Source organism: Catenulispora pinistramenti, assembly GCF_018274385.1.
Lineage (GTDB): Bacteria > Actinomycetota > Actinomycetes > Streptomycetales > Catenulisporaceae > Catenulispora > Catenulispora pinistramenti.
Genome location: NZ_JAAFYZ010000045.1, coordinates 25,726 through 49,131 on the forward strand (window position 1 = coordinate 25,726; position 23,406 = coordinate 49,131).

Annotated in this window: 17 protein-coding genes and 1 pseudogene; 4 read left to right on the forward strand and 14 right to left on the reverse strand. The window is 68.4% G+C overall.

Annotation, left to right across the window (positions count from 1 at the left end):
- Window positions 1–79: 79 nt before the first annotated feature.
- The 14 genes and pseudogenes from KGQ19_RS15470 to KGQ19_RS15530 all read right to left on the reverse strand — a co-directional run bounded on the left by KGQ19_RS15470 (window position 80) and on the right by KGQ19_RS15530 (window position 16,779).
- Window positions 80–1,819: a hypothetical protein gene (locus KGQ19_RS15470; RefSeq protein ID WP_212009835.1), complete on the reverse strand. Its 1,740-nt coding sequence runs from the start codon at window positions 1,817–1,819 to the stop codon at window positions 80–82.
- Window positions 1,820–1,920: 101 nt separating this feature from the next.
- Window positions 1,921–2,673, reverse strand: coding sequence for a polyprenol monophosphomannose synthase (locus KGQ19_RS52775; RefSeq protein ID WP_368862103.1), 753 nt, complete (start codon window positions 2,671–2,673; stop codon window positions 1,921–1,923).
- A gap of 93 nt (window positions 2,674–2,766) precedes the next feature.
- Window positions 2,767–4,404, reverse strand: a pseudogene (gene wsfD, locus KGQ19_RS53420) (glycan biosynthesis hexose transferase WsfD); the annotation flags it as partial.
- 225 nt (window positions 4,405–4,629) lie between these two features.
- Complete coding sequence (locus KGQ19_RS15480) at window positions 4,630–5,934, reverse strand: acyltransferase family protein (protein ID WP_212009836.1); 1,305 nt, start codon at window positions 5,932–5,934, stop codon at window positions 4,630–4,632.
- The gene (galE, locus tag KGQ19_RS15485) at window positions 5,931–6,890 is read right to left on the reverse strand and encodes a UDP-glucose 4-epimerase GalE (RefSeq protein WP_212009837.1); all 960 of its coding nucleotides are present in this window, start codon (window positions 6,888–6,890) and stop codon (window positions 5,931–5,933) included. Before galE ends, KGQ19_RS15480 begins: the two co-directional genes overlap by 4 nt.
- The gene (locus KGQ19_RS15490) at window positions 6,887–7,339 is read right to left on the reverse strand and encodes a DUF2304 domain-containing protein (RefSeq protein WP_212009838.1); all 453 of its coding nucleotides are present in this window, start codon (window positions 7,337–7,339) and stop codon (window positions 6,887–6,889) included. The genes galE and KGQ19_RS15490 overlap by 4 nt, the downstream gene beginning before the upstream one ends.
- A gap of 6 nt (window positions 7,340–7,345) precedes the next feature.
- Window positions 7,346–8,032 (reverse strand): glycosyltransferase family 2 protein, encoded by a 687-nt coding sequence (locus tag KGQ19_RS15495; RefSeq protein WP_212009839.1) that lies wholly within the window; start codon window positions 8,030–8,032, stop codon window positions 7,346–7,348.
- Window positions 8,033–8,346: 314 nt separating this feature from the next.
- Window positions 8,347–9,660 carry an acyltransferase family protein gene (locus tag KGQ19_RS15500; RefSeq protein ID WP_212009840.1) on the reverse strand — a complete coding sequence of 438 codons (1,314 nt, stop codon included), beginning with the start codon at window positions 9,658–9,660 and terminating at the stop codon, window positions 8,347–8,349.
- Between the two features lie 48 nt (window positions 9,661–9,708).
- Entirely contained in the window at window positions 9,709–10,041 is a 333-nt protein-coding gene (locus KGQ19_RS15505; RefSeq protein WP_212009841.1) for a hypothetical protein, read from the reverse strand.
- Between the two features lie 250 nt (window positions 10,042–10,291).
- A complete protein-coding gene (locus tag KGQ19_RS15510; RefSeq protein WP_212009842.1) occupies window positions 10,292–11,326 on the reverse strand; it encodes an NAD-dependent epimerase/dehydratase family protein in 1,035 nt (344 codons plus the stop codon).
- A complete protein-coding gene (locus tag KGQ19_RS15515; RefSeq protein ID WP_230418708.1) occupies window positions 11,319–12,230 on the reverse strand; it encodes a glycosyltransferase family 2 protein in 912 nt (303 codons plus the stop codon). The genes KGQ19_RS15510 and KGQ19_RS15515 overlap by 8 nt, the downstream gene beginning before the upstream one ends.
- Window positions 12,227–13,438, reverse strand: coding sequence for a nucleotide sugar dehydrogenase (locus tag KGQ19_RS15520; RefSeq protein WP_212009857.1), 1,212 nt, complete (start codon window positions 13,436–13,438; stop codon window positions 12,227–12,229). The genes KGQ19_RS15515 and KGQ19_RS15520 overlap by 4 nt, the downstream gene beginning before the upstream one ends.
- 361 nt (window positions 13,439–13,799) lie before the next feature.
- Window positions 13,800–15,578, reverse strand: coding sequence for an arabinofuranosyltransferase AftB family protein (locus tag KGQ19_RS15525; protein WP_212009843.1), 1,779 nt, complete (start codon window positions 15,576–15,578; stop codon window positions 13,800–13,802).
- Between the two features lie 166 nt (window positions 15,579–15,744).
- A complete protein-coding gene (locus tag KGQ19_RS15530) occupies window positions 15,745–16,779 on the reverse strand; it encodes a decaprenyl-phosphate phosphoribosyltransferase (RefSeq protein ID WP_212009844.1) in 1,035 nt (344 codons plus the stop codon).
- Between the two features lie 338 nt (window positions 16,780–17,117).
- On the opposite strand from KGQ19_RS15530, the gene KGQ19_RS15535 reads away from it, so the two are divergent.
- From KGQ19_RS15535 to KGQ19_RS15550, 4 genes are all read left to right on the forward strand, one after another.
- On the forward strand, window positions 17,118–18,353 hold the full coding sequence (locus KGQ19_RS15535) for a mannosyltransferase family protein (RefSeq protein WP_212009845.1): 1,236 nt from the start codon (window positions 17,118–17,120) through the stop codon (window positions 18,351–18,353).
- A 192-nt stretch (window positions 18,354–18,545) separates the two neighbouring features.
- A complete protein-coding gene (locus tag KGQ19_RS15540) occupies window positions 18,546–19,889 on the forward strand; it encodes a DUF2079 domain-containing protein (protein WP_212009846.1) in 1,344 nt (447 codons plus the stop codon).
- 113 nt (window positions 19,890–20,002) lie between these two features.
- Window positions 20,003–22,090: a hypothetical protein gene (locus tag KGQ19_RS15545; RefSeq protein ID WP_212009847.1), complete on the forward strand. Its 2,088-nt coding sequence runs from the start codon at window positions 20,003–20,005 to the stop codon at window positions 22,088–22,090.
- A gap of 159 nt (window positions 22,091–22,249) precedes the next feature.
- Entirely contained in the window at window positions 22,250–23,344 is a 1,095-nt protein-coding gene (locus tag KGQ19_RS15550) for an ABC transporter ATP-binding protein (protein WP_212009848.1), read from the forward strand.
- Window positions 23,345–23,406 lie beyond the last annotated feature (62 nt).

Consider the following 23,406-nt stretch of genomic DNA (forward strand, 5'->3'; position numbering starts at 1 on the left):
CAGCCGCACAACGGGAAAGCCCGGCTACCAACGGCTTCTGTCGCTGGTAACCGGGCCTCGGCGCTGAGCCCGTCGGCGGCTACTTACCGTTGACCTTCGTGATCCCCTGCACCAGGTTCGCGGGGGAGTCGTGGTGCGCGTGCCAGGCCAGCTGGCCCTCGGAACCGTCGTTCTTCGGCATGATCTTGTCGGTCGCGGCCGAGGCGGACATGCCGGTGAACAGTGTGAGGGCGAAGGCCAGGCCGACCATGCCGGTCTGGAACGGCACGGGCCGGCGGACGGTGCGGCGCCCTGCTGCCGGGCGCTCGGCGTCGTTCTCCGGGCTCGGCGTGGTCTCGTCGGCCTCCGACTCCTGCAGCCCCTCCGCGTCGGTCGGTGTCGCTGCCAGCGCGGTCTGCGCCAGCGCCGTCTGCGCCCGCACGGTCGCCGTCAGTTTCTGGTGCTGCGTCACGAATTCCTGCACCCGCTCGCCGATCAGCTTCACGGCGAACACCGCGAGGATCAGGAAGCAGTACAGCGAGAAGGTCGTGGTCCGCGGCCAGTACCGGACCAGCTGGTCGCGGTACTCGTGCGAGGCCAGGTAGAAGCGCATCACCCAGCCGCCGGTCAGCAGGCCGGCGGTGAGCAGCACCGGGGTGCGGCGCATGCCCAGCCAGATCGCGACCCCGGTCAGGATCAGGATCAGCACACCGAAGACGCCGACGCCGCCGAGCTCGCCGGTCGGCGGCCAGGTGCCGTTCCGGATGGTGTTGCCGGGCATGTCGGTGAGGTAGACGAAGGTGTAGGCGGGGTCCTGGCTGGTCCCGAAGAAGAAGTACGGGTCCGGCGCCTCGTGCAGCAGGCCGTCGATCAGGTGGTAGGAGGGGATCAGGAATCCGACCACTGTGGTGCCCAGCAGGGTGGCGCCGTGACGCCATCCGGTGCGCCAGGGGAACAGCACCGCGGCGCCCAGGGCGACGCCGAAGGCGGCCCAGTAGAAGGGCCCGGAGAACAGGATGAAGATCTCGCCGACCAGCAGGCCCCACGCCAGTCCGGCGATCGCCAGGTGTACCAGGCCCTTGCTCGGGCTGGTCTGTAGATAGCGCATGAAGGCGATGACGATCGGGATGATGATGGCCAGCACCAGCGGCTCGTAGGCCTTGTACGGCTCGGCCAGCGTCGGCACGTAGACCAGGGCCAGCACGCACGCCCACGGCCGGGAGACGACGAAGCGCCACGCCAGGTACGCCGCCGGGCCGAGGATCGCGGTGGTGAGGATCTCGGTGTACTTCAGGCCGACGAAGACGTTGTCGTGGTTGAGCTTCGCGACGAACCAGACGATGCGCGGGTACAGCGGCGGGTAGCCGGGGTGCGTCATCTCGCCGTGCTGGAGCATGATCGCCCAGCGCTCCATGTCGCCGGCGTCGCCCGCGGTGCCGTTCAGCGGCAGGTTCGCGCCGCGCAGCGCGAGCGTCACGCCGGCCGCCAGGAAGCCGGAGGTGAACCCGGGCAGGGCGGCGAAGGCGGTGCGCGAGGCCAGCACCCGGTACTTCTCCGAGCGCCGGGCCAGCAACAGGAACACGACGCAGGCCAGGGCCGGGAGCAGGAACCGGAACTGGAGCGCGGCCAGTCCGCTGACCTGGCTGACCCGGTCCAGCGGGGCGAAGACCTTGATGGTCTTGGTGGAGATCAGCATCCACGCGGCCGCCGCGAGGGCGACCGCCGCCTCGTACAGCGGCCAGCGTGCGGTGCGCAGGGCCCGGGACCAGAGGTCGTTCGGCACTCGGATCCGGTTCACGCTGCGCGGACCCGCCTCGGGTTCCGCGGCGGTAGTGGTCACGGCGTGTTCCTTCGATAGCTGTCTGGTTCGGACCCGGCGGCCCGGGCGCGGGGAGGCGGCAACCGCCCCCCGCACCGTCGAACAGGCTTCGCGGGGCGGGACTACTTCTTGCCGACCAGGCGCTTGAGCCGATACTTCGTGCCCCACACCGTGGTCCGCCAAAGCGCCTCGGCCACTATGTTGCCGCTCATCTTCGACGCCCCGAGTTCGCGCTCGACGAAGGTGATCGGCACCTCGACCACCTTCAGGCCGGACCGCACCGTGCGCCAGGCCAGGTCGACCTGGAAGGTGTAGCCGGCGCTGGCGACGGAGGCGAGGTCTATCTTCTCCAGCGTCTCGCGGCGGAACAGGCGGTAGCCGCCGGTGGCGTCGGCCAGCCGCATGCCGGTGACCAGCCGGACCCAGGTGTTGCCGCCCTTGGACAGGATCTCGCGGCGCTTGGGCCAGCCGACGGTCTTGCCGCCGGGGACGTAGCGCGAGCCCAGCACCAGGTCAGCGTCCTGCTCCACCAGCGCCTTCAGCAGCGCCGGGAAGTCCTCGGGCCGGTGCGAGCCGTCGGCGTCCATCTCGCAGATGACGTCGTAGTCGTGCTCGATGCCCCAGGCGAAGCCGGCGAGGTAGGCCTTGCCCAGGCCCTCCTTGCCGGCCCGGTGCATGACCTTGACCCGCTCGTCTTTGTCGGCGAGCTTGTCGGCCAGCTTGCCGGTGCCGTCCGGGGAGTTGTCGTCGGCGACGAGCACGTGCACGTCCGGGTTCGCCGCGTGGACGCGGGAGACGATCTTCTCCAGGTTCTCCGACTCGTTGTACGTCGGGATGATCACCAGGACGCTCAGGGCCTTGGCGGCGGATTCCACGTCGGTTTCGCTCCTTCTGGTCTGGTCGGGGACGGTCCCGACGGTGCCCACGCCGGCCGCTTCGGGGCGCAGGCGGGCGGTGGCCACAGCAGTCACCACGGCCAGCACCGAGGCGAAGATCGAGAGGTTGAGGTGCTTGGAGGTGTCGATGCCGTCGAAGTAGGCCGCCGCGCCGAACTGCATCAGGGCGATGGCCGACAGCATCAGGGTCATCCACGCGAAGGCCTTGCGCTCACCGGCGGCCCGGTCCCGCCGCCGGGCCAGGCGCCGGATCGCGACCCAGATCGGGATGATCCACAGCAGCAGCAACGGGATCAGGCCCAGGCCGCGGAACAGTCCCAGGATGCTGGTCACCGGGGTGAACCGCTTGTCGACGGTGTTGGGGTGCATGTTGTCGGCGTTGGGGTGGCTGGGGAAGTTGGCGTAGTTGGACAGCGGGTTGGCCTGGGCCGAGTGCTTGCCGCCGCACAGACCGGTGTAGGTGGGGCGCACGTAGAAGAACGAGTTCGCGACGTCGTTGGCGACGCGGACCATGCGGTCCGGGTGGGTCAGCATGAACTTCCAGGTGTTGCCCGTCCCCAGAGCCTCCTGCAGCGCCGGGTCGTTCGCGTGGTCGCGGGCGACGAACTTGTCGCCCTTGGTGGCCGGGTCGTAGGTGCCGGTGTCCATCACGCTGGGCGAGTAGGGGGCGCACCAGGCGGGCTTGCCGACCTGGCTGCTGTAGTAGAACGGCACGCCCATCGCGGCCATGTCGGCCTTCGGGTTCGGGCTGATGTACAGCAGCTCGTTGAACAGGAAGTCGGCCTTGGTCTGCAGGGTGAAGTGCGGGTCCTGCTTGGGGGTCAGCGCACTGCCGGACAGGGCCAGGACGACCGCGAGGGCAGCCGGGATCACCCGGCTGCCGATCCGGCCCTTCAGCGGGCCCACGGTGACCGGGAAGGCGAGTAGCGCCACCGCCAGCACGATCATCGGCGCGTCCTGGGCCTTGGAGGTGACCAGGAACATCAAGCCGAAGGCGGTCAGGACCAGCCCGGCCCATCGGGAGCGGCCCGGGCGGAACAACAGCAGGGCGGCCGGCAGCAGGTAGAGCACGCCGATGACGGCCGAGATCTCGCTGAGCGGGGACGCGGCGAAGTCGATGAAGCTGGCGTCGGCGACGATCACCAACAGAGCCCCGCACACCAGGTAGCGGGCCAGGCGCGAGGTGCGCATCACGGCGAACAGCAGGCCGATCGCGATCCCGATGAACACGCAGCCCACGGCGCCGAGCACGCGCAGGTCCAGCGCCGAGGGCCCGAGGTTGTTCCGCAGCCCCAACGCCTTGGTGAGGTAGTGCGCGATGTTCATCAGGATCAGCTGGCTGGAGTTGTACGCCGGCTGCGGCAGGTCGATGTTCGTGGCGTTCTTGGTGCCGACGCCGTACGGGGTCTGCGAGCAGCTCCAGCCCTGCTTGATCACGTACTGGAAGTTGACCCAGGCGCGCATCTGGCCGGAGTTGCCCGTGGTGTACAAGCCCAGATGGCACAGCAGGCGGCTGCCGTCATAGTTGTCCGCCACGCCGACCGGCGTCGGGAACATCAGCCGGGCGAACAGCAGGACGGCCGCACCGAACGCGACCGACACTGGTTCCAACAGGCGCCGGAAAGGGTACGCCGCTATTCGGCGGGGACTGGCGGCGGACGAGGTGACGACCTCGGCCGAATCGCCCTTCTCCTGGCTCGCTGTTGACACGGGAACCTCTTTGTGGCGTGCGCTGAAACGAAGCTGACTGGTGCCTTGACGTGTCGCGCGATGGGCCGTGACGAGCCGGGCGCGACAGTAGAGATTACCCGGTGGATCCCCGGGCGAGTGTGTCGGTCTGGGCAAGCTGTGACAGAATCAAGGCCTTGCCGCCCTCGGTGACGTGCGGATCACGCGCGGTGACCGGATGATGCGGCCGACGGCTCATCGGACTGCTCATCGGGTCGATTCCGGGGCCGGGGCGGAGGCCGGCGTCTGGTGCGGGATCAGCAGCCGGCGACGGCCGCCGGTCCCGGGACCCGGCGGGGCACCGGCGTCCGCGCGCCGCATCGCCTCCAGGGACTTCTTGACGCCCTTGCTCAGCCAGCGCTGGGCGGGCTTCTCGACGAACCGCTGGACCAGGTAGCACAGCGCCAGGATGAACACGAGGGCCAGGATGAGCGTCGGCCAGAACGACAGGTGCTCGTGCAGGTAGGCGATCAGCGTGAAGCCGATGTCCTGGTGCAGCAGGTACAGCGGGTAGGTCAGGGCCCCGAGGGTGACCAGCGGCTTCCACCGGACCCAGTCCAGCTTGTGCAGCGAGACCAGGGTCATCAGCGCGAAGAAGCCCACGAGCGCGACGAACATCGGCCAACGCGGGTAGTCCCAGCCGATCTCCGGGAACGAGGCCGGGTCCGGCGTCAGGCTCGACTGCGCGATCAGGAACGACACTCCGACGATCGCCCACAGCAGCATCGTCGGCCCGAACCGCCACATCAGGAAGAACGCGACGCCGGCGATGAAGTACGGCGCGTACTGCGGCTGGACGATCTGGTTCAGCGTGCCGTTCCCGGTGATCTGGGTGAACATCGCGACGAAGACCCACAGCCAGCAGAAGTACACGACCCGGCGGTAGGTGACGCCGAAGAAGACGACGATCGCGAACAGCAGGTAGAACCGCAGCTCCGCGGCCAGCGTCCAGTACACCGGGTCGATGTCGTGGACGTTGTAGAAGCTCTGCGTCATGGTCAGGTTCATCAGCACGTCGTGGAACGACCCGGGCCAGCTGTGCACCCCCAGCCGGGGAAAGGCCAGCAGCACCGCGATCGAGCCGAGGACGGAGAACCAGTAGGCCGGGTAGAGCCGCGAGATCCGGGAGGCGCCGAACTCGCCGACGGTGCGGCCCCAGCTGCTCATGCAGATCACGAAGCCGCTGATCAGGAAGAACAGCTGGACCCCGAGATCGCCGTAGACCGAGATCTTGACCAGTAGGAACGGCGCTATGTGCTTCGGCTGCGCCATGCCCCACGCGTACACCCAGTGATTGCCCACGTACACCGCGCCGATGGCGACCCAGTGCCGCAGCACCACCAGCAGCGCCGCGATGAAGCGTATGAGGTCCAGCGCGTACAGCCGCTGTGGGCGGTTCGCGACCGGGCTCGGCGCGGCGGCCGGCTCGGGCGCCTCGCCCGGCTCCGTCCCTCCGGTCGCCGTCGCCTCGGCTGCCGCCCCCACCTCGGACTCCTTCATCACATCGCTCACCGGCGCCACCCGGCCCAGGCGGACTCCACCATCTCCCGCACGCCCAAGTGCGCGGTCCACCCGAGCTCGGTGCGGATCCGGTCGGCGGCGGCCACGGAGCGGGCCACGTCGCCGGGTCGGCGGGCCTCGACGGCCCCGGTCAGGTCCGGTCGGCCGACGACGTCGCCGACCATCTGGATGATCTCGCGCACTGATACGCCCACACCGCGGCCGGCGTTGACGGTGAGCGCGGTCCGCGGATCGGCGGTCAGCCGGCGGACCGCGGCGGAGTGGGCCTCGGCGAGGTCCGCGACGTGGATGTAGTCGCGGACGCCGGTGCCGTCCGGGGTCGGGTAGTCGTCGCCGAAGATGCGCGGGGGCAGGCCGGCGTCGATCCGCTCGAAGATGAGCGGGATCAGGTTGGCCGCGCCCCGGTCGGCCAGCTCCGGGCTCGCCGTGCCCGCCACGTTGAAGTAGCGGATGTTGACGTAGGCCAGGGGCTGCGCGACGGCCGCCGCGGCGATCAGCTGCTCGCCGACCAGCTTCGTCAGGCCGTAGGGGCTCACCGGTTCACACGGCGTGTCCTCGGTGACGAACTCGACGTCCGGCATGCCGTAGGCGGAGGCGCTGGAGGAGAACACCAGGGACCGCACGCCGTGCTCGCCCATCGCGGCCAGCAGTATCCGCAGGCCCTCGACGTTCTCGTGGAAGTAGTGCAGCGGTTTGGCGACGGACTCGCCGACCTGCTTCTTGCCGGCCAGGTGCACCACACCGGTGACGCCGTGGTCGAGCAGCGCCCGGTCCAGTGCGGCCCGGTCCAGGACCGTGCCCAGCACTATCGGCACGCCGTCCGGCACGCGTTCCTTGAAACCGGTCGACAGGTCGTCGAGCACCACCACGTCGTGGCCGTCGGCGAGCAGGGCCCGCACCACGTGCGCGCCGATGTACCCGGCGCCGCCGGTCACGAGCCAGCTCATCGGCTGGATCCGCCCGACAGCGAGGTCTCCGGTTCCGGCGTGTCCTCACGGGCCGCCTGGGCCGGGAACGCCGGAGGCTGGGCCGTGGCGTGCGCCTGGCCGCTCGGGGCCCGGTTCGCGGTCGGTGCCTGGGCGTCGCGCAGCGCGATCGCCCGAGCCAGGTCGGTGAACCGGCGCTCCAGGTTGCGGAAGCGCAGGAAGGTGTTCACCGCGAAGAACGCGAACGCCGCGACCAGCATGTACAGCAGCAGGTCCGCGCCGCGGCCGACCCCGACCTTGTGCGCCAGCCAGGTGGTGTCGTTGGGCCGCAGCACCGCGTCCAGGCTCAGGAACAGGAAGATGACGAACCCGATGCGCTTGAACGCCTGCGTCCGTACCGAGTGCGAGCTGCGGATGAAGAACACGAACAGCACGACCGCGGTCGCGATGAGGATGATCTGGATCACCATGACGGCTCACGCCCCCCGCTGCCGGACCGACAGGTCGAACAGTATGTTGACGCCGTTGATCAGGGACTGACCCTTGGACCGGGAGTATTCGGTGTACAGGATCGTCACCGGGACCTCGCGGACCTTGAGCCCGGAGCCGGCCAGGAAACCGACGATCTCCGAGGCGTGCGCCATGCCGTTCATGGTGATCTTCAGCCGGGACGCGGCCTCGCGGTTGAGCACCCGCAGCCCGTTGTGCGCGTCGCTGAGTTTGAGCTTGCGCGCGGTCGGGCTCAGCAGCACCACGGTCCGCAGCACGATCCGCTTGAGCAGCGGGATCTGTTCGTTCTGCTCCAGGAACCGCGAGCCCAGGACCACGTCGGCCTCGCCGGAGCGGGCCACCGCGAGCATCGTCTCGGCGTCCTCCACCCGGTGCTGGCCGTCGGCGTCGAAGGTGACCAGGTGGCGCATACCGGGCTGGGCCAGCGCGTAGGCGATGCCGGTCTGCAGCGCCGCGCCCTGCCCGAGGTTCACCGGGTGCCGGACCAGGTGCGCGCCGGTCTCGGCGATCCGGGCCGCGGAGTCGTCGCGGCTGCCGTCGTCGACGCACACGATGTTCGGGAACGTCTCGCGCGTGTGCTCGACGACGTCGCTGATGACTGCGCCTTCGTTGTAGACCGGGATCACGATCCACACATCGTCGTAGTCGGTCATCGTCGTGCACCTCCTCCTTGGCCTGTACCGTCTCTAAGCCCGGACGCCGGTCAGGGCGAATCCGGTTGCCCGCCGGGGCGGAGGCGGGGGGTGGGGGTCCGCCGTCACCCGGGCCGGGACGAGGCGACAACGGCTCATGGTACTTAACAAATGCCGTCGCTTGGCGCCGCTTCGCGGATTGACGGGCGGCGTCGAGTTTTCCTGAGAGGCCGGAAAGTCCGCCTTGCGGATCATCGTGCCGTTCTCCGTGGCGTCCGGGAGGTGGGTATTGATCAGCCCACCGCCCGGGAGCGTCCGACTGCCTCGACTGTCGCCTACCGTGCCAGCTCTGTGGCGTTCTCCTGAGCCACAGCTTCCTCTCCGTCCCGGGGACCGGCGATCTCCGTCGGCAATGCGGGCGCCGGCTGCGCTTCGTCGACTGGACCACCTGGTGCCGGCTGCGGACGAGGAATACGGCGCGGGCCGAGTATCCGCATCATCGGCGTTTCCACGAACCGGTACAGCAGCCAAGCCAGGAAAATAGAAACGCCGAGGAAGAATACGACGACGAGTAGTCCCTTGCCGGCGCCCCACCCGTGGCCGTTGTCGCGGTGCAGCCACCGCAGCGTGTTCTCGATGAAGGCGACATGGACCATGTAGAAGGCGAAAGATATCTCGCCGAGCCACACCAGGGGGCGCCAGCGCCATGGTGACCACGCCCCGGTGATGTCCGCCTGCGCGGCGCCCGCGATGAACAGGGCGAAGGCCAGTGGAAGGTCCGCGGACCACCAGTCCGGCGGGATCGACAGAGGGAACCACGGGATGCCGCGAGTGCCGCCGTAGATGGCGATGATGACTGCCGTCCCGACCCACAGACCCGGGCCGCGCCACTGGCGGCGCACGACGAGCTCGCCGATGACCACGCCGAGCCAGAACTCCAGGCTCCGCACAGGCGGGAACTGGTAGTTGAGCCACCCGGACCACGGGTCGTTGTAGTGCCCGGACCACAGATAGGCGATGTGGATGCCTGCGTACAGGGCACCCGCGGCTAGGTACAAAGACCACACCGGCATCCGGCGGACCAGCGGGAGCACCAACGGGAAGCAGAGGTAGAAGAAGGCTTCACAGCCCAGAGACCAGCTCACGCTGTTGATGCTGTAGGGAATGCCGTTGTAGTTGATCCAGGGGTGGATCAGGAAGAGGTTGCTGAAGGCCGCTTCCCCCGTCACCTGATCGCCCCATGCGAACATCAGTGCTATGACGATCGCCCATGTGACCACATGGTTCGGGTAGATCTTGGCGATGCGGCGCCGCCAGAACCGGACCGCGGTGTCGCCGCTCCTGGCCGACCAGACCAGGACGAACCCACTGAGTACGAAGAAAAAGGACACGCCTGTTTGGCCGTAGCCGAATATGTAGTCCCAGTCGTGGTGCACCCGGACGTTCTTGATCACGTTGAGGGTGCCTATGTGGTACCCGAAGACCAGGAACGCCGCCAGCCAGCGCATGCCGGTCAGCGAGGGCAGCTTGGTGGCCGTCTTGTTCTTCGGCGGCGCGGCGGACGCCGGGGTTGGGGCTGCGGAGGATGCGAGACCCGGAACGGCTGAATCGGTCGCGACCGTGTAGGACGGCGGCGGCGAGGCGGGCATGGTCCCCCTGAACGATACGGTCGGTTGCTGATGGTGATTCGGGGCCGGTCAGGGCTGGATGCGGCGGTTCGCCATCTCTAAAGCGGCGGTTGCCACCGGTGTGGAGTAGTCCGAGTCATTAGACGGTGACTGCGTCGGGTCCCAGAGGCCGGCGCCCCTCTGCTCAAGGGGAGCGAATGTCCAGCCCTCGTTGAGCACCGTCCGCTCCGAGAGGGCCGAGTGCCGGAACCGGTCGTTCGCACCGCGCTCCGCACACGACGCGCGGTGCTCATCGGCGGCGAGGATCGTGTTCAAGCAGCCGGTTACTGCCACCGAAAGCGTTGGCGTTTCGACGCCCATGCCCCGGTTCGCTGCGTTCGCCATGGGTGCGAACCCCCTCATTCGCCGAGCGTGCCAGCTTGCTCATGGTCTCGTGGACTGCGGATTCCGGATCCGAGCGAGCAGCGAGACCCCTGGTAGCGACTTCACCGGAAGGCATCGCTCGGCGGCGATCGTCGCCGACGATATCACGCTGGCCACAGGCGCTACGGCGTCTGAGCCACCTCTGACAGAGCTCGTACGGTGCCGGCCGCCGCCGGTCATGGCAGGATGTTCCATCTGGTCGATTACTGCCGTCAGGTGTGTCGAAGGCTTAGATCGTCCCGTTCTCCACCGCTGTGACGATCCACGGGATGACCTCGTCGAGCATGTCCTCCAGCGAGGTGCCGGCCTCGAATCCCAGGACTCGCTCGGCCTTCTCGGTCGAGGGCACCCGGCGCTGCACGTCGTACTCGAACGGGTCGTCGGAGACCAGGGTCAGCGGGACGCCCGGGCCCTTGATCTTGTGCCAGATCGCCTCGGCGAGCTGGCGCACCGAGTGCCCGGCCGGGGTGGACAGGTTGAAGTCGTCGTTCAGCGCGTCCGGGTGCGCCATCGCGGTCACGATGCCGCGCGCCAGGTCGCCGCCGTAGGTGTAGTGCCGCACCTGCTCGCCGGTGCCCAGGATGTGCAGCGGGTCCTGGCCCTTGACGATCTTCTGCACCAGGTCCGGCACCACGTGGCTCATCGCCAGCTTGACGTTGCCGGACAGGATCTCCTCATCGCCCAGCGCCCGGGACTCGCCGATGCCCACGCAGTTGAACGGCCGGACGATCGTGTACGGCAGCTTGTACTGATCCCACGCCGCGCGCGCGAAGTACTCCACGGCCAGCTTCTGGAAACCGTAGGAGGACAGCGGCGGCGGCACCTGGCGCTCCGAGCCCTCCACCGACGGCCACACCTCGGTGGACTCGAAGACCATCGAGGAGGACATGTACGTGACCTTCTTCAGCCGGCCCGCACCGCCGTCGTGCGCCTTGATCGCGGCATCGCAGGACGAGGCGATGATCCGCTCGTTGCTGGCCAGCAGGTCGTAGGCGTAGGTGTGGAAGTAGGAGATGCCGCCGATCAGGGCCGCGCCGGCGATGAAGTGGTCGCAGTCGCCGAGCAGGTCGACCATCAGGTCGGTGTCCCGGACGTCGCCCTCGTGGAACTGGTAGTCCGGGTGGTCGTCGTAGGACTTCACGATCTTGCCGTACTTGGAGTAGTTGTCGATGCCGACGACCGTGTAGCCGCGCGAGAGCAGTTCCTCCACGACATAGCCGCCGATGAAGCCGGCCGAGCCGGAGACGAGGACTTTCTCAGACATGGGTATCGCTTCCTGTGTTTCTGCGCAGCGCGGTCGGCGCGGTTCGGTCATCTTTTCGAGGCTCGGCTCGGGAGTCGGCGCGGGCTCCGGCGGGAGTCTCCGTGCGGGCGTCCGCGTGGACGTCGGTGTCGACGTCGGGGGCGGCCGGTTGCGGCTCGCTCTTGGCCCGCAGCTGCTCCAAGGTCAGCGGCGGCCCGAAGGCGAAGCGGTACCAGCGCAGGTACTTCGGCAGCCACTTGCGCAGCTGGAAGTTGGAGTCGCCCTGGGTGCGGTCCAGCCAGATGGTCGGGATCTCGGCGACCGGGCGGCGCAGCCGGCGGGCCTTGGCGGCCAGCTCGATCCCGATCTCGAAGCCGTCGCGGGAGTCGATGCCGACCTCCCGGACGAACTCGGTGGAGTAGGCCTTGAAGGAGTTGGTCGCGTCCCGGGTGCCGACCCGGGCGAACCAGGCCAGCGTGCGCCCGGCGGTCTGCGACATCAGGCCCTTGAACAGCGGTCCGCCGACCTGCTGGCCGCCGGCCATGTAGCGGGAGGCCGCGGCCACCGCCACACCCCGCTCGACCAGCCGGGCCAGCTCGTCGATCTGCCGCGGGTCGTCGCAGCCGTCGGCCATGGTGACCACCGCGGCCGGGCTGGCCGCGTGGTCGATGCCGAACCGGATGGCGTTGGCCGGGCCCCGGCCGTAGGTGTTGACCAGGGCTTTGAGTCGGGGCTCGGTGACCGCGTACTTCTCTATCACCGGCACCGTGCTGTCCTCGGGGGTGTCCACCACGACCAGCACCTCGCACGGCAGCGAGACCGACTCGAAGATCCGGTCCAGGACCGGGAGCACGTGCTCGCCCTCGTTGTACGCCGGGATGATGACCGAGACCTTGGGCCTGGTCGCGTCGACGGGTGCCGTCATACCCGGACCCCGTCGCCGAAGACGTTCCAGATATCGGCCACCGGCACCGGCGCCTTCAGCCCCCGGTACTGCTCGTGGGGCGCGCCGACGATCAGCAGGTCCGCCTTCTCCAGCACCTCCTCCAGGCTCACCAGCGAGGGGTCGGTGGTGACCAGGGGGTCGGTGCACAGCACCTCGGCGGCCTTGAACTTCAGGATCCGCTTGAGCTTGTAGGACAGCGAGGAGCGGGTGTCGTCCGAGCCGCCCTTGAACGCCATCCCGAGGATCCCGACCGTCATGTTCTTCAGGTCGTACTGGGAGTCCAGCCGGTCCACCACGTACAGCGGCAGGCCCTCGTTGGTGGTCATCGCCGCGTAGCCGAGGGTGAAGTTGTTGTTGTGGAACGCGGCCAGCTGCATGGCGTCCTTGAACAGGCACGGCCCGGCGGCGAACCCGGCCCCGGGCATGTCGTCGGCGCGCGGGTAGTCCTGCGTCAGCCCGGCCCGGATCCGCTCGAAGTCCAGGCCGCGGTCGTTGGCCATCATGTAGAACTGGTTCACCGCGGCGAACTTGATGTAGCGCCAGGTGTTGGTGAACAGCTTGGCCAGCTCGGCCTCTTCCGGGCTCAGGTGCACGATCTTCTCGGTGAGCCGGCGGAACAGCGCCTCCGCACGCTGCTGCGCCTGCTCCGTGCGGCCGGAGACGATCTGCGGCAGCTCGAACAGCTCGGTCATGGCCTTGCCCTCGGCGATCCGCTCGGGGCAGAAGGCCACGTCGACGTCCACACCCAGCCGCGCGATCATCCGCTCGACCAGCTCGGTGACCCCCGGGTACACCGTCGAGCGCAGTATCAACAGCTGGCCGTCCCGGAAGTGCGGCGCGCAGGTCTCCAGCGCCCGCGGGATCGCGGTCTGGTCCGGGTTCAGGTGCTCGTCCACCGGGGTGCCGATGACCACGATGACGTGCTCGCACCGGGCCACCACCGCCGGGTCGGTCGAGGCGGTCAGCCGGCCGGCGGCCACCACGCGCTCGATGACCGGGGCCGCCCCTGGTTCGTCGAACGGCAGCCGTGCGGAGTTCACCGCCTCGACCGCCTCAGCGCTGACGTCGTAGACGGTGACCGTGGCCCCGCGATCGGCGAGCGCGATGGCCAGTGGCAGGCCGACATGGCCGCCTCCGCCGATCACCACGACATCGTGATCGAACGGGCTGTTCGCCTCAAACGGCATGAACACCCCACCATTCCTGTTTTCTATTCCGGCTTCCGCACTTTATAACGAGGGACGCGGTCGACGGGCTCCGATGCGACACCGTTACGCAGGTCTTGGGCACACGCCGCCGGAGCGGACCCGCGGATGGCCGCCCCCGGCGGCCGTCCCACCGGGGGCGGACCGGCCTCTAGATGATTGATTCCTGGGGGTTCCGGCTAGCAGGACCGCCAGCTGACAAGCGAACTTGCGAAACGGCTCAGCAGCAAGCATGGGCGACCCGGACGGCCTCCCTCAGCCTGGTTGGCTTCGGGTGGCCGGCCGGGGCGGCCAGGCGCCGCTGATCAGTCGTTTCGCGCCGGTACCCCCAGGAATCGATCATCTAGTGCGCCGCCGGGCAGAACTGTTTGACGGCGGCGGCCGGGTCGTCGGGCAGGCGCATGCTGTTACGGGACAGGGAGCCGGTCAGGTTGTCGAAGAAGCGCCCCGCGGTCATCGGTTGCCGGACCGAGTCCAGCAGGTCCTTGATTCCCCCGCACTTCAGAGCCTGCCGGGCCGCGGCGATCATTTGCGGGGTCGCGTCCGGGTCGTAGGGCAGCGCGTCGACCGCCGCCGGGTCGCCGTAGTCGGCGAGCACCCAGGCCAGCGGCAGCATCTTCTCGTGGCCGGCCCGGACCCGGTCGGCCATCTCCAGGTGGCCGCTGAGCGGGCTGGTGAGCCCGTAGACGTCGATCACGTCGCCGTCGTCGAGCGGCAGCACCGTGGCCACCATCCCCATGTTCTCGGCGAACATCGCGATCCGGCCCGGCTTGTCGGCGGCCAGCGCGACCGTCATCAGACCCTTCGGGGTGCTGAAGACCAGCTCGCGGCGGCCGGAGGCCAGGGCCTTGGAGACCGCCTTCTGCCAGTCGGTGCCCTTCACCCGCTTGGCGCCGCTGAGCGGATGCGGGTCGTGGAAGGCCGCGACCTCGTAGCTGCGCTCGTTGACCACGCCGTAGGCGCCGGCGTTGGTGTTCTCGTACGGCGTGCGGCCCTTCACGGCGCTGCCGGCCGCCCACACCGCCACCGCGGCCGCCAGCACCCCGCCGACCCTGGTCAGCGGCAGCAGCATGACCGGGCACAGCGCGACGAAGGTGGCCGGCAGCATCATCCGGGCGTGCATGTAGTCGCCGCCGACGTGCACGACGTAGACCACCATGATCGCCGCGGCGGCCAGCGGGGCGGCCACCAGGACCACGGTCCGGCGGTCGTACCCCTGCTTGCCGAACATGTAGCCCACGGCCAGGGTCAGCAACAGCATCGGCAGCCACAGCGCGTAGGTGGAGAGGTAGTCGTTCAGGTAGGTCGCGCCGCGGCCCCAGTCCGAGTTGGCGGCCTCCTTGGCCAGCCCCGGCATGGGGACCAGGATCCCGTAGTAGCCGGCGCGGAACACCTCGTACACCGCCGGCACCGCGGCGGTCGCGGCCACGGCCAGCAGCGCGTCCTTGCGGCGCGGCCGGGCCAGCAGCCAGGTGGCCACCAGGAAGACCGCCGTCACGATCGCGAAGTCCGGCCGGACGAGCTCGCCGAGGCCGAACAGCGCGGTGGTGGCGAACAGCCGCCGGCGCCGGACGTCCGGGCCGAGTCCGACCAGCGCGGTCCACGACGCCCCGAGCCAGAAGAACCCGAGCCCGGTCTCCAGCCCGGAAGTGCCGAAGTCCCAGAAGGCGTCGACCCCGACGATCACCAGGACGCCGGCCGGGACCAGGATCGGGCCGGTGGCGCGGCCCTGGTGGAAACGGGCCGCGCCGGCCGCGGCCAGTCCGACGCCGAGCACCGCGAACACGCCGCCGGCCAGGGTCGCCGCGTGCTCCAGACCGATCGGCAGCAGGCCCAGGACCACCAGGCACCAGCCCCACAGGACGCTGGTGTTCACCTCGTCCCGCTCGAACGGCGTGAAGTTCGGGCCGTGCCCGGCCAGCGTCTCGTGGGCCTGCCGGACGGCTATCAGGCCGTCGTCGCTCATCCAGCGCCGTTGGTAGACCAGCGCGGCGAAGACCAGGGTCGGGACGACGACCGAGGCGATCGCTATCGCTCCGCGTGTACCGGTGTTCCCGAGCCGGGAACGCAGGGCGCCGAGAGTGGACGACGACTCCGGCGTCTCGAGAACCGCGCTAGTCATGCCAGCCGTGCCCTTCTGGTGTTGTCGAACGCCGGTGCACGCGGCGGCCGCCGAAGGGCAGTGTGCCTTCGACGGCCAGTCCGGCTCTGGGCGGACGATGAGGTTGTCGTCGTGCACTGTTGCTATGTGGGGCGGCAGTAAGAATGTGACGCTGTCGACGCCGCGTTCAGTGGCTGCCGATCAGGAGCACGCCGGTGGCGAAGACGACGAGCCACACGACGCTGATCGCCATGATGACACGGTCCTTCAGGACGACGTCCTCCGGCTCCCCGGCCTTGCCGCTGTCGACGAACATCGAGTAGCGCAGGAAGATGAAGACCCAGGGGATGACCGAGATCTCCAGCCACGGCTTGGCCGACTTGTGGTGCGGGGCGCTGGAGGCGAGCTGGAAGGCCCACATCGAGTAGGTGATCATGGCGACCGTGGCGGCGGCCTGCCAGACGAACCGCAGGTACGTCTGCGAGTACTCCTTCAGCGACTTGCGGGAGGCGGCGGCCTCCTCGCCCATCAGCACCATCTCGGAGTAGCGCTTACCGGCCACCATGAACAGCGAACCGAACCCGGTCGTCAGCAGGAACCACTGCGACAGCTCCAGGTTCGCCGCCACCCCGCCGACGATGGCCCGCAGCAGGAAGCCCGAGGCCACCATCGCCAGGTCCAACACCGGCACGTGCTTGAACCACAGTGAGTACACGATGTGCAACGCCATGTACACGGCGACCACGAACACCGTGGTCCAGTTGGCCAGCGCGGCCACGCCCAGACCGAGCAGACCGGACACCACGCCGGCGACCAGGGCCACCGGAATCGGTATCCAGCCGGCGGCGATCGGGCGGAAACGCTTCTTGGGGTGACGACGGTCGGACTCCACGTCCATCACGTCGTTCACGTAGTAGATACAGGAGGCGGCGAAGCAGAACGCGACGAAGGCGATCGCGGAGGTGCGCAGCACGTCGGCGTGGCCGAGCTTGGCCGCCGACAGCGGCGCGGCCAGCACCAGCACGTTCTTGACCCACTGCCGCGGCCGCGCGCCCAGTACCAGCGCGATCGGCAGGGCGGGGCGCTTGCGCAGGTCGGGCGGGAAGCCGGCGGGGTTCTCCGGCTCGGTCTCAGCTCGCGGGCCGGGCACCTTGGCGGTCTCGTCAGGTATTTCTACGGCGGGCTCGCTGTTTGCGGGCCGGAAGGTAGACGGAAGACTCACCTGGGTCAAGGTACCGGAATCGCCACCTCGGTGTTTGGGCGTATGAGGTTTCGCGAAGGCGTATGCGGCGAGGGCGCTTTGCGGGATCTGCTGTACGGCTTCGGTGTCGCCGCCAGTCGAATGCGTTGAACGCTGCGCCACCTCGTGCTGACGATAAGCGACTGATGTCGGTGGACTCGTGGAGTTCTGTGCGGACGGCGTGCGCGGGCCGACCGGAAAATTCTCACGAATGGTTCCCGGCTTGCTACCATGCGGCGACTTTGATGTTTCTGGCCCCCGGACGTGTCACCGGTTCCGTACCGGACCGTGCGGGCGCGGGTGGGTGAGGGGCTTTCAGAATGGTGACCGGCGTTGAGATCGGCTCTGACGAGGCCCATCAGGGATCAGCCGACCCTGATACCACCGCCGGCGGCGGGTACGCCCGATGGCGGGGTCGCCTGAAAGCGGAGACGAAGGCGGCGCTGTACGGGCCGATCGCCGTGTACGTGGCGGCGCACGCCGTAGTCGTCGGGCTCTTCGCCTGGAGCATCGCCCACCAGGGCGGGCGGTTCTGGTTCGCATTGAGTTCGTGGGACGCGGACTGGTATGCGAGGGTCGCCGCCCACGGCTACGAGCATCAACTTCAATACAGCCCCGACGGCCGCATCGAGCAGATGCGCATCGCGTTCTTTCCGTTGCTGCCCGCGCTGGAACGGCTGATTGCCCGGCCGACCGGCATGGACCCGCATCACGCGGGCATCCTGGTGATCTGGCTGTCCTCGGTGGCCGCCGCCGTCGGGATCCACGCGGTGCTCAAGGGTTATCTGGGGCACCGGGCCGCGCTGGTCGCGGTGGCGCTCTGGGCCGCGGCCCCGCCGTCGATCTACGAGTCGATGGGTTACTCGGAGTCACTGTTCACCGCTGCGTCGGCGTGGGCCGTGTGGGCACTGCTGCGCCGCCGGTGGATCACTGCTGCCGCCTTCACCGTCGCTGCGGGGCTCTGCCGGTCCACCGCGGTGACCCTGATCGGCCTGGTGTGCCTGCTGGCACTGATCGAAGCGGTCCGAGGCCGGAACTGGCGGGCCATGGTCGCGGTCGTCCTGGCCCCCATGGGGTTCATCGGGTACATGGTGTACCTCGGCATTCGGACCGGCCATTTCGACGCCTGGTTCCGGGCCGAGAAGGCTCCCTACTGGGAGAGCAGCTTCGACTTCGGCAAGTCGACGTGGGATTCGCTGCGTGGGCTCGCGGGCTTCGACGGCGCCGACCGCGGGGAGTTCCTCGCCACGGCTCTGGTCGGGGCTGTGGTCGTCTTCGGTATCGTGGCGTTGTATTTCGTGGTGCGCGATCGCCGGTTGCCCTGGGAACTCGTCGCGTGGACTGTCATCAGTGTTCTGTTCAGCCTGCTGACCGGGGGCGGTTTCTCCTCCAAGGCGCGTTTCCTGTTGCCCTACTTCGTCCTGTGGGCGCCGTTCGCCACCTGGTTTGCCAGGTCTCGCACGTCATCGGTGGTCCTGGGGGTGGCGGTGATCGCACTGGTGGGAGGCTGGTATGGCGCGTACTTCCTCGGGCCCGCGAACCACATGTCGCCATGAGTGCTGCCGCGGGTAACGAGGAGGGGACACTATGACGTCGGCCGTCACGGTCATCGACGACGCCGAGGACAGGGGTGACGAGCCGGGGGCGGCATCCGTGAACGGCTCGAACCTCGCCGTCTCTACGGTGCCGGTGTCGATCTGGTCTCCAGGCGCCGTCACTGGTTCGGCGTCGGCGCGATCGTTGCCGTCGTGGGGTTCCTTCTCGCCTGGTGCTCGCTGCTGACTTTCTGGCACTACTCCGAGTACGGCTGGGACTCCGAGATCTTCGACCAGGCGATCCGGAACTACGCCCACTTCCACCTGCCGCGGGTCCCCGTCCTGGGGACCAAATCGCCGACCGACCCGGGCTATCTGCAGCTCAGGGACCACTTCAGCCCGATCCTGGCGTTGTTGGCGCCCCTGTACTGGTTCCGCGACTCCCCGACGAACCTCTACATAGCCCAGGCGTTCCTTTTCATGGCGGCCGTGCCGGCGGTCTGGCTTTTCACTCGCCGCAAGCTCGGTGTGCTCCCGGCGTACTGTGTGTCCCTCGCGTTCGCCCTCGCCTGGCCGTTCCAGGTCGCGGCCGACTTCGAGTTTCACGAGGTCGCCTTCGCAGTGCCGCTCACGGCCTGGATGATCGAGCGCTTCGACGCCGGACGCGTTCGATGGGGCTTCGCCGCCGCGGGGGCTCTCCTGCTGGTCAAGGAAGACCAGGGTTTCGTCGTCGCTATGTACGGCTTGGTCATGGTGCTGCGTGGGAGTCGCCGGCTGGGCGCGAAACTGATCGCCATGGGCGTGGGCGCGCTGGCTGTGTTGAACGTCTTTATTCTCGCGCCGCTGAACAGCACGCCGGGGCGACAGTGGATGTGGACGCCGCTGGGCAAGACCGCGGGACCGGCGGCGAAGTTCGTCGTCAGCCATCCCATCACTACGCTCGGCGACTTCCTGGACCCGGCGCATGCGAAGACGCAGACGCTGGTACTCCTTTTTCTGCCGGTACTCTTCCTGGCCTTCAGGTCGACGCTGGTCTTGCTGGCACTGCCCTTGATCGGTGAGCGCTTCCTTTCTGACCAGCCGAACTACTGGGGCCTGTCGTACCACTACAACGCCTTCCTGGTGCCGATCCTGTTTCTGGCCGCGGTGGAAGGCGCGCAGCGGCTGCCCCGGCCGAGGTTCAGCGTCCCGGTCTGGGCGGTCTGCTGCTTGGCGGTGACGTTGGCGCTGCTGCCGCGTTTCGATTTGTGGCAGCTGAAGGACTCCAGCTTCCGGGTGGCGGACCTCCCGCAGAACAGCGCCATCTCACAGGCGCTGAAGGTGATACCAGACGGTGCGGTGGTCGACGCGTATCCGCCTTACGGCATCCGCCTCACGCACCGTGCCAAGGTCGTCACCGCGGGGAGCGCCGGTCGCTACTTGCCAGCCTGGATCATAGAGCGGGACTCTCCCGGCTTCGTGGCGCAGAACGAGAAGCTCGGGTACAAGATCCGTTACCGCAATGCCGGGATAGTCGTGCTCCAACAGGTTGCCGGCACGCCGACAACACGCCCGTGACAGTCCTCAAACCTGTCCCACCTTTGAATATTCCGTGCGATTCAATGTCATGCCGTAATGGCGGCTAGGATCCCGAGAGTTCCTTCCCATCGTCCGTAGCCCGAGAGGACGCGATGAGCGACATAGCCGTGAAGCGGCCGGATCCAGGATCCGCCGAGCTTCCAGAAGGCGCCGCCGTCGACAACGAGGTGCCCACGCTCGTCTACCGGGCCATCACCCTGCTCGGCGCCGCCGGTGTCTTCTGGGCGGTATTCCAGATCTTTCCGTTCCAGTCCTCGGCCCCGTACACCGGCATCTATGTCGCGCTCGGCTGCATCGCGGCGCTCGGCGTCGCGATCACCGCGATGGCGGCCAAGGACGTGCGGACCCTGAACCGGGCCAACCACATCCTGGTGGCCACGGCGGCGTTGGGCATCATCTGCTACGCGGTCGGCATCATCTTGTCGGGTATCTCCTACGGCACGGACGAGGAGATCTTCGTCCAACACTCGGCGCACTTGCTGGGCCAGGGCGTGAACCCGTACGGCGCCGACCTGACACCGGCGTTCCACCGGTACGCGATGTCGAGCCAGTTCTACACGAAGCTGCTGGACGGCACCTACACCCACGGCCTGGACTACCCGGCCGTCCCGGTCCTGCTGACCTGGGCCGCCAACGGCATCTTCCACGACTACCACACGGTCGCCTTCGTCTGCTCCGGCGCGCTCGTCGCCTCGCTGCTGGTCGCCTACAAGCTGCTCCCGCGCGACTACCGCGCGGTGGCCACCATCGTGTGCGTCGGCTACCCGATCCTGATGGACCACGCCCGCGGCGGCGTCGTCGGCATCATCATGTTGCCGTTCCTGATGATCGCGGTCGCCGGCTGGGAGCGCATCGGCCGCGGCGGCCGGCTGGACCGGCGCGCGGTCATCGCCGCCCTGTGCTTCGGCGTGGCCCTGTCGGTGCAACAGCTGTCCTGGATGATGGCGCCGTTCTTCGTCACCGCGATCTTCCTGACCCGCTGGCCCGAGGTCGGCGCCAAGGTGGCGTTCCGGGTGACGGCGCTGTGGGCGGTGATCGCGGCCGGCACGATGCTGGTCATCAACAGCCCGTTCATCATCTGGAACCCGGGCTCGTGGATCTCCGGGGTGACCGAACCGCTGCGGCAGAAGGCGATCGCCGAGGGCGAGGGCATGGTCGACATCCCGATCAGCCTGCACTTCGGTACGGGCAACTTGAACCTGTACTCGGAGGGCGGCGCCGCTGTCTTCGCCGGGCTCTTCGTGCTGTTCGTGCTCTACTTCGACCGGCTGCGCCCGGCGTGGATCGTGGTCCCGGCCATGGCGCTGGTGTTCCAGGCCCGGCCGCTCATCGAGTACTTCGCCATCCCGGCGCTGGCCTGGGCGGTCATGCTGCTCACCGCCGACCGCGACCAGGAGCTGTCGCCGCGTCCGTGGCCGCTGCTGGCGGCCCGGCGGCGTATCGGGATCGGCGTGGTGGCGATGTTGCCGGCGGTCGGCCTGTGGACGCTGGGCCTGGCCACCCCGCAGCCGCTGGACATGAAGATCACCGGCGTGGTCACCGACGGCGCGCTGAACCAGATCGACCAGATGACGGTGCACGTCACCAACAAGACCGGCAGCGCGATGGCTCCACACTTCATGATCACCAACGGCTATTCCACCTCGTTCTGGAACGTGGTCTCCGGGGCGGCGAAGGTGCCGGGCCACCAGTCGTCCGACTACGTGATCTCCACGCCCGGCCCGGCGTCGAGCCCGGGCACGAACGGCGACTTCACGCTGGCCGCGGTCTCGGACGTCCCGGCCTCGGTGAGCTACGCGCCGAAGATGGTCGCGGCCCAGTACAACACCGGCTTCCTCGACGACCTGGGCCGCCAGTACGCCGCCGGGGACACCGCGGAGGTGGACGTCCAGCTGCGCGACCGGCACGGCCGGGTGGCCAAGGCGGCCCACGTGCAGGTGGTGCTGAACCAGGTGGTGTTCACCGACTCCGGCATCAGGGGCAGCAACCTGAGCGTCAACGGCGGTACCGCCGGCCAGCCGGCGACGGCTCTGACCGACTCCCTGGGCGTCGCGCACTTCACGATCAAGAAGGGCAACAGCGACCCGACCGGTTTGGTCCACCTCCAGGCCTGGATCAAGCAGTCCGGCTCGATCCCGACCTACGGTTACAGCCCGTTCCTGACCCAACAGTGGCCGTGATCTGCTGAAACCGGGGTGGGATGGTCACGGAGCGCGCTCTGGTGACAATCCCGCCCCGGCCGGGGTACCGTCACATCCACGGCCCGGGCGAAACCGCCCCGGGCACCTTTCCAACTCGGATCGTCCGGCACGTTCCTGCCGGTTGAAAGGGAGTGCACCATGGCTGGTGTCGTTTACCAGGACTCGTCCTGCGTCTACCCGGGCGCCGAGCGCCCCGCGGTCGACAAGCTGAACCTGGAGATCGCCGACGGCGAGTTCCTGGTCCTCGTCGGCCCGTCCGGTTGCGGCAAGTCCACGTCGCTGCGCATGCTCGCCGGTCTGGAGGAAGTGTCCTCCGGCGGCATCTTCATCGGCGACCGGGACGTCACGCACCTTCCGCCGAAGGACCGGGACATCGCGATGGTGTTCCAGAACTACGCGCTCTACCCGCACATGACCGTGGCCGAGAACATGGGCTTCGCGCTGAAGATCGCGAAGATCGACAAGGCCACCATCACCAAGCGGGTCGAGGAGGCGGCGAAGCTGCTGGAGCTCACCGAGTACCTGGGCCGCAAGCCCAAGGCGCTGTCCGGTGGCCAGCGTCAGCGCGTCGCGATGGGCCGGGCGATCGTCCGGGAGCCCAAGGTCTTCCTCATGGACGAGCCGCTGTCGAACCTGGACGCCAAGCTGCGTGTGCAGACCCGTACCCAGATCGCCTCGCTCCAGCGCCGTCTGGGCATCACCACCGTCTACGTCACCCACGACCAGGTCGAGGCCATGACCATGGGTGACCGGGTGGCGGTGCTGAAGGACGGTCTGCTCCAGCAGTGCGACACCCCGCGCGCGATGTACGAGAAGCCGGCGAACGTGTTCGTCGCGGGCTTCATCGGCTCCCCGGCGATGAACCTCATCGAGGTGCCGATCGTCGAGGAGGGCGTGAAGTTCGACGGCCTGACCATCCCGGTCTCCCGCGACGCGCTCGGCGTGGCCAGCTCCGGCGGTGCCAAGACGCTGACCGTGGGCGTGCGGCCGGAGTCGTTCGACCTGGTCGGCGACCCGGACGGGGCGATCGCGGCGAGCGTGCACCTGGTGGAGGAGCTCGGCGCGGACGCGTTCGCGTACTGCGCGGCGCACGTCGGCGACCACGACGTGGACCTGATCGTCCGCGTCGACGCCCGCGCGGTGCCGATGAAGGGTGACACGCTCTACGTGAAGCCGCGCGCCAGCGAGACCCACCTGTTCTCGGCGAGCTCGGGCGAGCGTATCGAAGCCTAAATATTACGAATTCCGGGCCTGGCCCCGGGGAGCGCGCTGCGCGGATACCATGCCTTGGAACC

Coding starts and splice junctions, on each gene's coding strand:
- KGQ19_RS15505 (WP_212009841.1), bottom strand. CDS start 10,041: ATGAGGGGGTTCGCACCCATGGCGAACGCAGCGAACCGGGGCATGGGC.
- KGQ19_RS15515 (WP_230418708.1), bottom strand. CDS start 12,230: ATGACGGCACCCGTCGACGCGACCAGGCCCAAGGTCTCGGTCATCATC.
- galE (WP_212009837.1), bottom strand. CDS start 6,890: ATGAGCTGGCTCGTGACCGGCGGCGCCGGGTACATCGGCGCGCACGTG.
- KGQ19_RS15495 (WP_212009839.1), bottom strand. CDS start 8,032: ATGACCGACTACGACGATGTGTGGATCGTGATCCCGGTCTACAACGAA.
- KGQ19_RS15510 (WP_212009842.1), bottom strand. CDS start 11,326: ATGTCTGAGAAAGTCCTCGTCTCCGGCTCGGCCGGCTTCATCGGCGGC.
- KGQ19_RS15500 (WP_212009840.1), bottom strand. CDS start 9,660: ATGCCCGCCTCGCCGCCGCCGTCCTACACGGTCGCGACCGATTCAGCC.
- KGQ19_RS15535 (WP_212009845.1), top strand. CDS start 17,118: ATGGTGACCGGCGTTGAGATCGGCTCTGACGAGGCCCATCAGGGATCA.
- KGQ19_RS15490 (WP_212009838.1), bottom strand. CDS start 7,339: ATGGTGATCCAGATCATCCTCATCGCGACCGCGGTCGTGCTGTTCGTG.
- KGQ19_RS15525 (WP_212009843.1), bottom strand. CDS start 15,578: ATGACTAGCGCGGTTCTCGAGACGCCGGAGTCGTCGTCCACTCTCGGC.
- KGQ19_RS15550 (WP_212009848.1), top strand. CDS start 22,250: ATGGCTGGTGTCGTTTACCAGGACTCGTCCTGCGTCTACCCGGGCGCC.
- KGQ19_RS15520 (WP_212009857.1), bottom strand. CDS start 13,438: ATGCCGTTTGAGGCGAACAGCCCGTTCGATCACGATGTCGTGGTGATC.
- KGQ19_RS15545 (WP_212009847.1), top strand. CDS start 20,003: ATGAGCGACATAGCCGTGAAGCGGCCGGATCCAGGATCCGCCGAGCTT.